Source organism: Streptomyces sp. NPDC101234, from assembly GCF_044767525.1.
GTDB classification, from domain to species: Bacteria; Actinomycetota; Actinomycetes; order Streptomycetales; family Streptomycetaceae; genus Streptomyces; species Streptomyces sasae.
Genome location: NZ_JBIWOA010000007.1, coordinates 31,778 through 45,528, shown reverse-complemented (window position 1 = coordinate 45,528; position 13,751 = coordinate 31,778). Strand labels below are relative to the sequence as shown.

Genomic DNA, 13,751 nt, shown 5'->3' with positions numbered 1-13,751 from the left:
ATGCAGACCCGACGCGATCACATGCAGGCGTACCAGTTCGCCATGGGCCGCCTCGCCACCGCCCTCGTCAGCGGCGACCCCGGCCGCGGCGACAGCCCCACCAAACGCGCCGCGCTCGGCACCTTCTTCGGCGCCGGCATCGTGGTGCTCCTGTGCGCGGGATTCCTCGTCTACGGGAAGCTGTCGCCGGTGACCACGGAGGCCTGGCGGGAACCGGGCTCCATCGTCGTGGAGAAGGAGACCGGAAACCGCTACCTCTACCTGGACGGACAACTGCGCCCCGTACGCAACTACGCGTCCGCCCTGCTGCTGACCGGCCACGGCACCGTGCGCACCGTGCAGGCCAAGGCGCTGGCCGACGTGGCGCACGGCGCCCCGGTCGGGATCAGCGGCGCCCCCGACTCCCTGCCCACCCCGGCGACCCTGCTGCCGTCGACCTGGACCGACTGCCTGCGGCCGGATCTGCCGTCCGGCCGGGTCGTCGACTTCGCGCCGGGCGACCGGGCCGCCGCCTTCCCCGCCGCCCGTCAGCTGCTGCTGAAGGCGCCGGACGGCAAGCGGTACGTGCTGTGGCAGGGCACCAAGTACCCGGTGCCGTCGGACGCCACGCTCATCGCGCTCGGACTCGACGGCGACCGGTCCATCGCCGCGCCCGCCGCCTGGCTGGCGGCCGTGCCGACCGGGGCCGTACTCGCCCCGGCGAAGCTAGACGCGGCCGGCAAGGCCGGCGGGCAGGTCGCGGGACAGCCGGCCGCCGTGGGCCAGTTGTTCACCACGTCCGCGGCGGGCGCCAAGCGCTCGTACGTGATGACGGCCGACGGCGTGGCCCCGGTGAGCGCCACGGAGGCCGCGCTGCTCGCGGCGCGGCACGGCGCTCCCGCACCACGTGAGGTGTCGGCGACCGACATCGCCGCCGCCCAGGTCTCCGCCGACCAGTCGCTCACCGAGGCTCTGCCGGACGTCCTCAACGCCCCGGCCGCCGACACCTCCGCGCAGGCGGTGTGCCTGCGCGAGACGGCCCAGGGCACCCGGCTGAAGGCCACCGTGGCGGTCGAGGGCGGTGCCGCGGCGACCGGCAGCCGGCAGGTGCTGGTGCCGCCGTCGCACGGGGTGTACGCGGTCGACCAGCAGCAGGTGGCGGCACGGGCGACGCACCCGCTGACCTACCTCGTCACCGACCGGGGCATCGCCTATCCGCTGGGCGACTCCGCCGCCGCGCAGGACCTCGGCATCGGCGGCGCCAGTGCGGTGCCCCTGCCGGAGACCCTGCTGGCCGTACTGCCGCGCGGGCCGGAGCTGGGCCGCACGGTGGCGGCGCTGACCGTGAACGCGGCGGCGCAGGAAGGAAGTTCGGCGGACTCGCCGTCGTCCACGAGCGGTCTCGGCGGGGCGCAGGGAACGTCGGCGAAGGGATCGTCGGCGAAGGGCGCCGAACCCGCTGCGGGCACCGCTCCTGTTCCCTCGGTGAGCACGGACCCGTCACCCACCGGCCACTCGGCCCGGGTGGGGTGAGCGGATGCGTATCCGAGTGGGCGCCGTGCGGGCGGCAGGGACAGCTCTGCAGTGCCGCGCCGTGGGCCACGCGCTGCTGATCCATCCCAAGGGCGAACCCGACCCGCAGGCCGCCGCGTTCGCCGCGGGGCTGGCGCCGGATCCCCAGCACACCGTGGCCGTGGTGGACCTGCCGTTCGGCACGCTGGAGGACTCGGCGGACGCGGTGGCACGCCTGCTGGCCCAGCGTGGCCACAGCCTGCGCCTGGTCTTCGGCCGCGCCACATCGCAGGAGTCGCGGCGCACCGCCCAGCGGATCGCGGACCGGCTGGACCGGCCGGTGCTGGCCCCGGACGGCGAGGTGCTGCCGACCGACGGCGGCGGCCTGTTCATCCCCAGTGAGCACGGTGCGGGCTGGCTGAGCTTCCGTCCGGGCCGCCCGGCGAAACGCGACTCCCGGCGCTTCCCCAAACCCCGCTGGGAGTTCTCGACCTTCGACCGGCCCTGGGCGACCAGCGGCCATGGTCTGGTCGAACCCGTCCCCAGCGGCGTGTGGGTGCGCAGCCCGCACCTCCCCGACTCCCCGGAGAGCGGCCAGCGGCTGGTCGACCGCCTGCCGAGTCACCCCGAGATCCTCACCGTGGTCCTCGGCAGCCCCGGCGGACCTCCCGTCACGCTGTCGGACGTGGCCCGGCTGTGGGACACCGTCCTGCCGTCCGCCCGCTCCTGGGTGCGTTTTCTGCACCTCGGGCCGGTCGCGCTGCCCGAGGGCGCCGAAGCGCTGGGCCAGGAACTCGCCGACGCCCTCGGCCAGCAGGTGGTGCTGTACACCGGCGTACCCGTCTCGGCGCGCGTCGGTCTCGACTCCCCCGAGGTGGCCTCGCTGCGGCCGGACGGCACGCTCGGCCACCGGCCGTTCGTCAGCGAGCTGATGTACTTCCCGCGGACGGGCGACACCCCCGCCCCGCCCGCCCTCTTCGGCCTGCGCCGGCCGCTCGTCGAGGTGCCGGAGATCTCCACCGGCGTCTACGAGTACGCCCACGACGCGGTGCTGGAGGTCGTGCAGAGCGGACTGTGGATGCGCCCGTCCGTCGAACCCGTGGGCAGTGACGCGGTACGGCGGATACCGGCGGCGCCCGGCTATGCGGCCATCCTCTACGACCGCAGCACCCCCGGCGCGGAAGACCGCATGCGCGCGCTCGCCGAGGACATGCTGTGGAAGCTCGACCCGGACCGTCGCGTGGGCTTCACCGTCGTACCCGCCGACGCGCCGGGCGTGGCGGCCGGTGTGCCGGACGACGCCTATCTGTGGTCGCCGCAGGACCCCGCGGCCTACGGCCCGCAGCGGGTCGCGCCGCCCCTCACCAGGCAGCGCCGCCCGGTCGATGTCGCGCCCTGGGCCCCGGCGTCCACGGGCCGGCCGCAGGAGGGCCGGGAGCGTGCCGCTGTCCCGGCCGGCGCCCCCGGCCGGGCGTCCGCGCTGAACCAGCTCGACGAGTCACCGGCCGTTCACGTCGCCGGCAGGAACGACACTGCCTCGGCGGTCGCACCCGCCCCGGCGCCCCAGGCCGCCCGTACCGAATCCGACGTACCGTCGGCCGCCCTGCCCCGCACGGAGTCCGACGCCGGCCGGTCCGCGGCGGACGGGGACGAGACGAGCGGTGCGGCCGCCCGCGTGGCGACGGTGGCCGCGGAGGCCACGGGGACCGGGAGCATCGCACTCCGCCCGCGCCCGGACGCCCCGCACGAGCCGCCGCCCACCGGCAAGCCGCTCCCGATGCCCCCACCGGCGCCGGACGCCGTGCGGGGTCCGGTACCGCCCGCGCCTGCCCCGAACGGTCCCGTCACACCGGCCCGCCCCAAGCTGCCCAAGCTGACCGCCCTGACCACCGTGTCCGAGCCGGCACCCGCGGGTGAGCCGCTCCCGGTGCCCCCGCCCGTGCGGGGTGCGGTACCGCCCGCGCCTGCGCCCGCCCCGAACGGTCCTGTCACACCGGCCGGCCCCGAGCTGCCCGCGGTACCCGCGGTGCCCGAGCCGACGCCCGCAGGTGAGGCGGAGGCTCCGGTCGAGCCGCCGCGGACCGCCCCGCGCCCCGCCGCCGCACCCGATCGTGCCGACACCGGCGGTTCCGGCGGCCCCGGCGAGCAGCCGATGCCTGCCCTCCCGCCGGAGCCGCCTGTTCCCGCCCCGGAGTCCGGCCGGGAGTCCGGCCCGGCTTCCGTACCCGCGCTCACCCCGGAGACCGCACCGGACGCCCCGGACGCCGAGCCGGGTGTCCCTCAGGCACCGGACGCACCCGACACACAGGCACAGCAGGCCCAGCAGGCTCCGTCGTCGGCGCCGGACGGGCCGGAAGCCGCCGTGCCGCAGGACCCGGAAGCGCCGCGGACGCCGCCCTTGGATCCTCAGGGCCCTCAGGATCCTCAGGCCTCCGAAGCGCCCGTGCCCGCCGCGCCCAAGCCGGCGGCCCGGGCCGTCCCGGCCCCGGCGCGGATGATCCGGCTGGAGTCCGACGCCCCGGCCGCCGCTCCCGCACCGCCTGCCGGTCCCGGTCCCGCGCCGGTGCCCGACGGCTCCGGCGGTCCGGTCACGCCTGCCCTCGCACCGGCCGCCTCCGACGGCCCCACGAGCGCCGTGCCGCCCGCCGCCCCGGCGGCCGGAGCGGGGGTACGGGTCCAGCCGGTGCCCAAGGGCTCGGCCTGCGCCGTGCTGCCGGAACGCGGCACGAGCAAGGAACGTGACTGGGTGCGGCGCACCTTCAGCACGCAGTACAACGCGGTCGCGGGCACGGTCTCACGGGTGATGTCGGAGTCCCCGGGGCTGCGCGGCGGCAGCCGGAGCGAGGCGGCCGACGCCCTCACCGATCTGGTCGCCGTACGGCTCTACCTGTCCGGCGACAGCCGGCAGGTGGACGACGCGGTGCGGTCCGCGCAGGTCGGCCCGCACGTCCCCCTGGCGCGCTGTGTGGCGGCGGGACTGCGCAGGCTGCCGTCCTACCGTGGCGCGGCGCTGTTGCGGGCCCCCGCCACGGCCATGGAGCGCGGGTGGTACCGGGAGGGCCGGCTGGCGACCGAATGGGCGTTCTGCACCGCGTACAGCGCGCCGCACCCCGGTCCCGAGAACGGCACCGACTTCCTCATCTGGTCGATGACGGCCCGCCGTACCAGCCTGATCGACCCGTCCGAGCCGTACCGGGTGGTGTTCCTGCCCGGCACCACGTTCAAGGTGCTGCGCCCCTCGGACGGTGAAGGGCCGGTCCTCATGCGGGAGTTGTCGCCTTCGGAGATCGCCTCCGACGGCAAGGTGGACGTCCAGCGCGTCCCGCTGGACGAGATCGCCCTCGACGGTCTCGAGCGTGCGGCGGGCGCGTTGAGCGCCAACGACGCGGGCGCCTCCGCGGCGGCCGCAGACGGCGAGCAGGGCGGTACCCGGCCGGAGGAACGCTTCGGCGCGCCCCCGGGCCTGATCGGTGCGGCGCAGCCGCGGCGTCCGCACGGCACCGGCGGCGACTTGAGTGCGTCTGACAAGGGAGCGAAGCTGTGACCCGGCCCGTGCTACTGGTGTCCCCGGACCGTCCCGGTGCCTACCGCGCCATCGCCGAAGCCCTGGCGGACGCCACCGACGGCGCGCTCATCACCGTCTCCCCCGGGCGGTACGAGGAGACGCTCTACATCACCCGCGCGGTGACACTGGCCGCCGAGGGCACGGGCGGCACGGTGGAGATCTCCTCGGCCTCGGGCAGCACCGTGGTGCTGGAGGCGGAGGCCGTGCAGCTCACCGGTCTGAAGCTGTCCGGCACCGACCGGGAGGCACCGGTCCTCGACGTACGGCGCGGGCAGGCCGCGCTCGACGGGTGCCAGATCTCCGGCGAGGCGTGGGCGGCCGTGCTGGCCTGGCAGGACGGCGTGGTCGCCCTGCGCGACTGCCACATCACCAACGCCCAGGGCGCCGGCATCGTGATCACCTCCGGCGCCGGCAACGTCGTGGAGCGCTCGCGTATCCAGGAGGTCGGTTCGTCGGCGGTCGTGGTGGCCGAGCACGGCCGGCTGACGCTGCGTGAATGCCAGTTGGACCGGGCCCGCGGCAACGGCGTCTGTGTCAACGGACAGGCCACGGCGGTGGTGGAGGCCACCCGGATCTCCGGCTGCGGCAAGCCCGCGCTGGCCGTGGAGCAGAACGCCCGCGCCGACCTGACCGAGGTGGAGGTCACCGGGAGCGCGGCGCTGGACGCGTATCTGACGAGCACGGCCGAAGTGGTGCTCACCCGCTGCTCGTTCTCCGGTTCGGGGGGACAGTCGGTGCACGTCGGCGGCGGCAGCGCACCGGTGCTGCGCGACTGTGTGATCTCCGGTGCCGGGCGCGAAGGCGTCCATGTGGCACCCGGCGGGCGTCCCCGGCTGGAGGGCTGCCGTATCACCGGTACGCCGACCGGTCTGCTGGTGGAGGCCGACGGACGCGCCGAAGGCGCCGATCTGACCGTGCAGGGCGCCTCGACGGTCGCCGTGCACGCGCAGGGCGGTGAGGTGGTGCTGGAGCGGCTGAAGACCGAGGGCGGCAATGGCGCCGCGCTGCGTGCGGCGGGGCCCAGGGCCCGGCTGACCGTGCGGTCCGCCGAACTGGCCGTCGGCGGACCGGTCGCCGTCGAGCTGGAGGAGAGCGCGTCTGCGACGCTGTCGGCGGTACGGGTGCGCTCCGGCGGCGGTACGGGGCTCGCCCTCGCCTCGGGCGCGCGCGCCGAGGTGGACGGCTCGGCCTTCTCCGGCTGTACCACGGTCGTCGGCGCCGAGGCCGAACTCACCGTGCGCGAGAGCGAGTTCACCGGCTCCGACAGCGACGGCCTGCGGATCACCGGGGGTGGCGCGGTCACCGCGGTGGGCTGCCGGGTCAATGGCGCACGTGGCCATGGCGTCCATGTACAGGCGTCCTCACGGGCCGAGTTGACCAACTGTGCCGTCTTCGACAACGGCGGCGACGGGGTGCGCTGCAACACCGACGAGCCGGTCCGGGTGCACGACTGCGAGGTGCGCGACAACGGCGGTGTGCCGGTGCACCAGCTCAAGTCCGGCCAGGTGTCGGTGGAACGGGTGGACACCGGCGGTGCCCCGGCCGGCCGTACGGTCACCAGCGCGGACGCGCTCGGCGGTGCGAGCGGCCGGGAGAGCGGTCCGCAGCCGCAGGGGGCCCGTCACACCGGTACCGGTCCGCTGGCGGAACTGGAGGCGCTGGTCGGTCTGGAGAGCGTCAAGCGCGAGGTCACCGGCCTGATCAACCTCAACAAGATGACGCAGCGCCGCCAGGAGATGGGCCTGCCGATGCCGCCCATGAGCCGGCATCTGGTCTTCGCGGGGCCGCCCGGCACCGGCAAGACGACCGTGGCCCGTCTCTACGGTGCGGTCCTCGCGGAGCTGGGCATCCTCAGCCAGGGCCACATCGTGGAGGTGGCCCGCGCCGACCTGGTGGCGCAGATCATCGGCGGTACCGCCATCAAGACGACCGAGGTCTTCAACAAGGCGCTCGGCGGTGTGCTGTTCATCGACGAGGCGTACACGCTGACCAACCAGTCCCGTGGCACCGGCCCGGACTTCGGTCAGGAGGCCGTCGAGACGCTGATGAAGCTGATGGAGGACCACCGCGACGAGGTCGTCGTGATCGTCGCCGGGTACTCCGCCCAGATGGACCAGTTCCTCGCCTCGAACCCCGGTATGGCCTCCCGGTTCGCGCGCACCGTGGAGTTCCCCAACTACAGCCCCGAGGAACTGGTCACCATCGTCCGGGGGTTGTGCGCCAAGCACTACTACGAGCTGTCGGAATCGGCGCTGGACGCGCTCGACCGCTACTTCGAGGACGTACCGAAGAGCGACACCTTCGGCAACGGGCGGGTCGCCCGGCAGGTCTTCGAGGAGATGATCAGCAAGCAGGCGTCCCGTCTCGCCGCCGAACCGCCCCAGGACGACAATGAGTTGTCCCGGCTGACCGGCGCCGACGTGATCACGGTGCCCGCCGACCAGGCCGGTGCGAAGAGCGACGCGGGTGCCCCGTCCCCGCGTACCGGGGAGGCCGCCGCCCCGACGCGGCAGCCGGGCCCCGCCACCGGGGCGGCAGGCCCGTCCGCGGGGCTGCGGAAGCTGGCGGCGATGACCGGTCTGGACACGGCCAGGGCCGCGTTGCGCACCCGGCTGGAGGCGCTCGTCGAGGCGCAGGCACAGCCGGGCCGGCCGATCTCGGCACAGGCCAATGTGGTGCTGGAGGGCCCGCTGGGCAGCGGCCGACGGGCGCTCGCCCGGGTGTACGGGCGGTGCCTCACGGAGGCCGGTCTGCTGACCACGGGCACCGTCCACGAGGTGCGGCTGTCGGCCCTCCCGGCGCGCTGGCCGGAGCAGCCCGCCTACCGGCTGGCCACGGCCCTGGAGGAGGCGGAGGGCGGACTGCTGGTGCTGAACCTCGACGACGCCTTCGGCCGCCGCGCCCAGGCCGAGCGTACGGCGGTGCTCGACGGGCTGGCCCGGCTGGCCGCCACCCCGGGTGGCACGGTGCTGGCGCTGTGCGGATCGCCCGCCGGGCTGCGGGAGCTGACCCGCGAACGCGGCCAGATAGTGCACGAGTTCGCCGAGTACCTCCGGCTCGATCCCTACTCCGCCGACCAGGCCATCGCGTTGATGAGGCGTCAACTCCACGGTTTCGGGTTCAAGTTGTCCGACGAGGCGGCCAAGGTGCTGGCCGCCTCCTTCGAGGCCTCGCCGCCACGCGGGGGCGCCTGGGAGGCGCTCCGCCTGGCGGAGCGGCTCGCGGCGTCCGCCCGTACCCGTACCGTCTCCGCCTCGGATCTCCCCCAGCCTCCGGCGACGCCCGGCACGGCACCCGACGCGGCGCCCAACAGGGCACCCGGCACGGCACCCGACGCGGCGCCCGGCCAGGAGTCCGCCGCCCCGGCGCCGCCCGCCTCCGCCACCGAACAGCCCGCCTCCGCCGCGGAAGTGGCGAAGCAGACACCGGGCCAAGCGGAACCACCGCATCAGCAAACGGAGTCTCTGGTGCGGACATGAGAAACGTCCGCCACTGCCGGGTCGCGCGATCCTTCGACGCGATGCGGCGGCCGGCGGGTGAACCCCCCACCATCCGGCGCGGATGTGCCCCCGACCCGGGGGCGACATCGCTGTCATCGGCTCCGGCCGACGCCGTAGGACAAGAGAGGACGACACCATGGCACTGACGTCAGTCGAACTACAGGGAATGACCGCCGCCCAGGGCAGCTTCCAGACCGCCCTGGACGAAACCACCGGCTCCTACGCGCAGATGGACGGCCAGATCGAGGGTCTGCGGGCGAGCTGGAGCGGCGACGCCGCGAACGTCTACCACAACGCCATGCAGGAGTGGCTGAACGACTTCGACAAGGTGAACCAGGCGCTGCGCACCATGCTGGAGAAGCTGGCGCAGAACACCAACGTCTACGCCAACACCCACGAGAACACGCATCAGCAGGCGCAGCAGGTCGCGCAGCAGATGGCCTCCGGCAACATCGGCCTGCCGGGCTTCCCCTCCTGACACAGCGTCACCGACCGACATACCAGCCGCCCCCACGAAGGAGCCGGACAGATGGCCACGTACACCGTCCAGATGGAGCAGGTCGACTACATCGTCGGCGAGATGAACTCCATCACCCAGCGCATCAACCAGACCCTCGCCGACCTCGACAACCAGGCGAAGGTGCACCTGGGCGAGTGGACCAGCGACGCCCAGCAGACCTACGCGCAGGTGAAGGCGCAGTGGGACGCGGCCGCCGCGGACATGACCCAGAAGGCCGCCGCCGCCACCCAGATGCTGGGCACCATCAACGAGTACTACTCGAGCGGTGAGCGCCAGGGCGTTCAGCTCTGGGGGTGACCCGATATGACGGACGGCTATTCCGCCAACTCAAACTCCAACTCGAACTCCAGCTCCAACTCGTCCACTTCCACACCCCAGCACTACGACGGCGGCACGACGATCGCGACCGGGCACGGCAGCGTGCCCCCGGCCTCGACCTTCAACCCGCCGAACGTGCCCGGTGGTTCGGGCAACCCCGGCAGTGGTACCAGCGTGGACACGCCGTCGATGCTGTTGTTCGCCGACAACATCGACAAGCTGGTCCAGCCGACGCGGGACGCCGCTGGCGTCCTGCAGAAGGTGCAGGTCGAACCCGGCGCGTTCTACCACGCGAACCAGATCCGGACCAAGGTCAACGGACCGAACGCCGACGCCGGGCTGAAGGAGCAGTACATCAAGGTCTTCCAGGACCTCGCCCAGGGCCTGGGCGATCTGCGCGACGGCGTGAAGGCGCTGGCGCAGCAGTACACCACTCTGGAAGACGCCGGGCACATGAAGGCCACGGATCTGCAGAACGCCATGCAGACCACGACCAGTGACTTCACCAGCCTGGTGACCGACGCCGGCGGGTCCGGCGGCGGAGGAAGTTGACCGGCGGTCCTCCCGTCCCCCTGTGCCGTCGGGCACCGGGGGACGGCGGGGGCCCCTGACCGAGGCGTGAGCAGGAGACTGGGGAACACATGGGCAGCCCGGACTACAACACCGGCGGGTTCAACGACAGCGGCGACGGTGTCTTCGGCGATCCCGGAACCGATCCGGGCTCGATCAACGACTACAACTCGTGGGACTGGAAGCAGATCATGGCGGCCATCAACGGCATGTCCGCCGGAACCGGTTCCGCCTCGAACCAGGAGCGCGCGAAGGGCATCTCCGACCCCCAGTCCCTGATGGACGCGGCGGGCCACTTCCTGAACGCGCAGGTGGTGCTCTCCGGTATCGCCAAGGCCATCGTCGACCAGGCGAAGGCGCTGGCCGGGGAGAACGGCCCCTGGAAGGGCGACGCCGCGGACGCCTTCCTCGACATGATCAACACCTTCTCCCGCCAGGTGAAGGCGACGTCCGACGTGCTGTCCGGCGGTGAGGCGGGCAACTCCGTCCCCCAGCAGCTCGCGGACAACTCGGTCAACCTGTACAACGCCCAGGTCAAGATCGCCGACATCGACAACTGGTACGCCAACCAGGCCGTGCGCATGGGCGTCAAGCCGATGAGCAACGGTCTGATCCCGATCCACGAGAAGCCCGAGCTGGTCGAGATGATGACCAGCGACATGCGCGCGGTCCTCAAGAGTCTGGCGGGCGAGTACCAGGTCACCATCGACTCGGTGCACACCCCGCCGCCGGTCACCAGCCCCACGAACAACCCCGATGTGACGGACAACGTCCCGGACGTCAACACCCCCGATCTGACCGACTCCGGCAATCTGCCGAACGTCAATCCGCTGGACCCGCAGCAGTTCTCCGCCCCCGACACCTCGGGCACCGACGCACCCGGCCTGTCGGGACTGGACCCGACGGAGTCGCTCGCCACCCCCGCCCCGTTCACCGGCGGCACCGGAGTCGACGGCAACGCGCCCGGGCTGGACGGTCTCGGGGACGGCCTGGGCAACAGCACCCTCGATCCCAGCGCGCTGGACCAGGCGCTCAACCCGACCGCGTTCCCGGGCGGCAGCAGCCTCGACGGCGCTCCCAGCCTTGCGAACCTCGCGGCCACCCCCTTCCCGGGCGGCCTGAACACCGGCACGGGGAGCGAACTACCGCTGGGCAGCAACCTCTCCGAGGACCCCTCCAGCTGGGCCGACGGCACCTCTCCCGAGGGGTTCCCCGGAGACACGGGCGTCGGCGGCACCGGCGGACTGGGCGCGGGGGAGGGCCTCGACGCGGTCTCCCCCGAGGCGTTCCCCGGTGGCCTCGGCACGGAGTCGGGCCTGCCGGACGGGCTCAACGCGCCGTCGCTGAGCGACGCGTTGGAGTCGCCGAACCTCGCCGGATCCTCGGAGGGCCTCTCCGCCGGCGGCGCGGGCAACATGCCGATGATGCCCGGCATGGGCGCCGGCGGCATGCCCCAGGGCAACGGCACCGTCGATCCCAGCGACGCCAGCGGCCTCCTCGACGCCGAGGCCGAACCCTGGACCGGTGACCCCAGCCTGGCCGACGAGATCGGTGGCAAGGGCGCCGAAGCCGGCGGCGACGGACTCGGGCTGCCCCTCGACGAACAGGCCGAGGCGTTCCCCGGCGGCCTCGGCACCGACGAGGGCGTCGGAACGGGACTGGGCGCGGGCGGCATGCCGATGATGCCCGGCATGGGCGCCGGCGGCACGCCCCAGGGCAACGGCACCGTCGATCCCAGCGACGCCAGCGGCCTCCTCGACGCCGAGGCCGAACCCTGGACCGGCGACCCCGAGACCGCCGAGGAGATCGGCGGGCGCGGGGCACTGGCGGGCGGCGAGGGGCTGGGACTGCCTCTCGACGAGGAGGCCGAGGCGCTCCCCGGCGCACTGGGCGCCGCGGAGGGCGAGACCCTCGGCGCGGGCGGTATGCCGATGATGCCGGGCATGGCCGGGGGCAGCCCCGCCGCCGGCACGGGGACCGCCGACCCGAGCGACGCCTCCGGGCTGCTCGAACCCGACGCCGAGCCGTGGACCGGCGAGCCCGACGTCCCCGACGAGATCGACGGCGGTACCGAGGCGGGCGGCGAGGGCCTCGTGCTGCCGGGCGTGGTCGCGGCGCAGGCGATCCCCGAGAGCGTGATGATCGGCTCGGACGGGCTGCCCATCGCACCGCAGCCGGCGGCGGACCCGGTGACGCCCGCCGCTGCGGCCGAGGAGCCGGCCGCCCCCGTGGTGGGCGAACCCGCCGTGCCCGGCATGATGCCGGCCACGGCCGCCGCATCCCCCGGTCCGCAGGAGGAGCGGCCCGATGCCTCGGGCCTGCCCGCGCCCGACACGCTGCCCTGGTCGCCGGAGGCGGACCCCGACGGCGACCGTCCGGTCGTCGGCGCCCACGACGGTCTGGGCGAGAGCGCGTTGCCCGCCGCGCTGCTGGGCTCGGCGGCGGTGGCGGCGGCCGGCACCGCCGCCGTCGCGGGCTCGGCGGACTCCGGAGCGGCGCCCGCCGAGCGGCGACACCGGCACCGGGACGACGACGGGGCGGCCGTGATCCTGCTGCCGGTGGGCGGCGGCCGGGGCCGGGCGTCGTCCGCGTCCGCGGACTCCGGTCCCGAGGACCCGGCGGACGGCGACGGGGACGGGGAGACGACGGAGCCCGTGCCGCCGCGGCCGACGGGCGAGGACGGGAACGCGGAGAGGGGTCCGGTACCGCCGCAGCGGTTGGTCTCCGAGGACCCCAGCCGGCCGGAGCACCAGCAGGAGTACCAGCAGGAACTGCCGGACGGCCAGGTGGCGCCGGCACCGTCCGGCGACCCGGAGTCGGAGGACACCGAGGCGTGGGACAGCTCGGGGTCGTCGTTCGTACCGCTGCTGTGGTCGGTGCCGACCGAGGAGGAGAAGGAGGTCCAGGCGCCCGGCTACACCTCGGAGGACGAGCAGACCTGGACCGGCCGGGCGGCCGCCCCGCTGGAGGAGGAGGCGGACGGCCCCCGGCTGTCCACCTGGCGGCCCAACCGGTCGGCGGCCACCGCCCCCGCGGAGACCGTCATCCCCGCCGTGCCGCTGCGCTCGTTCTCCGGCGACCCCTCGGAACTCACCGCGGAACTGCCCGCGCACGAGCCGGTGGAGGACGAGCCGGAGACCGCGGAGGAGGAGCAGCCGAGCCGCGGCATCGCGGACCTGCTGGTCCAGGAGGGCGACACCTGGGGTTCGGCGGCCTCGGACGGGGCCGGAGCGGTCCTGTGACGCCGCCCGCCCCGTGGCACCCGTACGCCTGCGCACCATCGCCGCACCCAAGGAGACTCATATGACCAGCCCCTACGACGAGGAGATCGAGGACCTGCTGGCGCTGTACCGCAAACAGCGCACGGAGGCCGTCGAGGCCCGGCGCCGGATCAACGAGGTGACCGGCACGGCGACCGCCCCCCGGCAGACCGTCAAGGCGACCGTGAACGCACAGGGCGAGGTCACCGCGATCGAGTTCCCCACCGGCGCGTACCACCGCATGACGCCGAAGGAACTGTCCGAGGCGTTGCTGACGACCATCCGGCAGGCCCGCGCCAACGCCCTGGAGGCGGTCGCGGAGGTCAGCTCGCTCGGGCTGCCGGCCGGGGTGAAGATCACCGATCTGGTGGAGGGCAGGGTCGACCCCACGGCGCTGCTGGAGGACGAGCCGGGTATGCCCGAGTCGGTGCGCGAGTACATCGCGGGCGGGCGCCCGGACGGACGGCACGACGGCGCCCGGTGACCCCGGGCGCCGCACCCCGACACGACCACACGACCTCGGGAGG

8 protein-coding genes are annotated in these 13,751 nt (G+C 74.1%); all 8 read left to right on the top strand.

Annotated features, from left to right (window positions below; translation table 11 throughout):
- The 8 genes from eccB (at position 1) to ACIRR9_RS14780 (ending at position 13,708) form a co-directional block, all read left to right on the top strand.
- Positions 1 to 1,512 (top strand): type VII secretion protein EccB, encoded by a 1,512-nt coding sequence (gene eccB / locus ACIRR9_RS14815; protein WP_403751226.1) that lies wholly within the window; start codon positions 1 to 3, stop codon positions 1,510 to 1,512.
- Positions 1,513 to 1,516: 4 nt separating this feature from the next.
- Positions 1,517 to 5,035, top strand: a complete 3,519-nt coding sequence (locus ACIRR9_RS14810) for a hypothetical protein (protein ID WP_403751224.1) — start codon at positions 1,517 to 1,519, stop codon at positions 5,033 to 5,035.
- The gene (locus ACIRR9_RS14805; RefSeq protein ID WP_403751222.1) at positions 5,032 to 8,535 is read left to right on the top strand and encodes a right-handed parallel beta-helix repeat-containing protein; all 3,504 of its coding nucleotides are present in this window, start codon (positions 5,032 to 5,034) and stop codon (positions 8,533 to 8,535) included. The genes ACIRR9_RS14810 and ACIRR9_RS14805 overlap by 4 nt, the downstream gene beginning before the upstream one ends.
- Before the next feature lie 157 nt (positions 8,536 to 8,692).
- Entirely contained in the window at positions 8,693 to 9,034 is a 342-nt protein-coding gene (locus tag ACIRR9_RS14800) for a WXG100 family type VII secretion target (RefSeq protein ID WP_185149089.1), read from the top strand.
- Positions 9,035 to 9,085: 51 nt separating this feature from the next.
- Positions 9,086 to 9,373 carry a WXG100 family type VII secretion target gene (locus ACIRR9_RS14795; RefSeq protein ID WP_403751220.1) on the top strand — a complete coding sequence of 96 codons (288 nt, stop codon included), beginning with the start codon at positions 9,086 to 9,088 and terminating at the stop codon, positions 9,371 to 9,373.
- Positions 9,374 to 9,379: 6 nt separating this feature from the next.
- Positions 9,380 to 9,946 (top strand): hypothetical protein, encoded by a 567-nt coding sequence (locus ACIRR9_RS14790; RefSeq protein ID WP_403751218.1) that lies wholly within the window; start codon positions 9,380 to 9,382, stop codon positions 9,944 to 9,946.
- Positions 9,947 to 10,035: 89 nt separating this feature from the next.
- Positions 10,036 to 13,206, top strand: coding sequence for a hypothetical protein (locus tag ACIRR9_RS14785; protein ID WP_403751216.1), 3,171 nt, complete (start codon positions 10,036 to 10,038; stop codon positions 13,204 to 13,206).
- 61 nt (positions 13,207 to 13,267) lie between these two features.
- Entirely contained in the window at positions 13,268 to 13,708 is a 441-nt protein-coding gene (locus tag ACIRR9_RS14780) for a YbaB/EbfC family nucleoid-associated protein (protein WP_365348052.1), read from the top strand.
- The last annotated feature ends 43 nt before the right edge of the window (positions 13,709 to 13,751 follow it).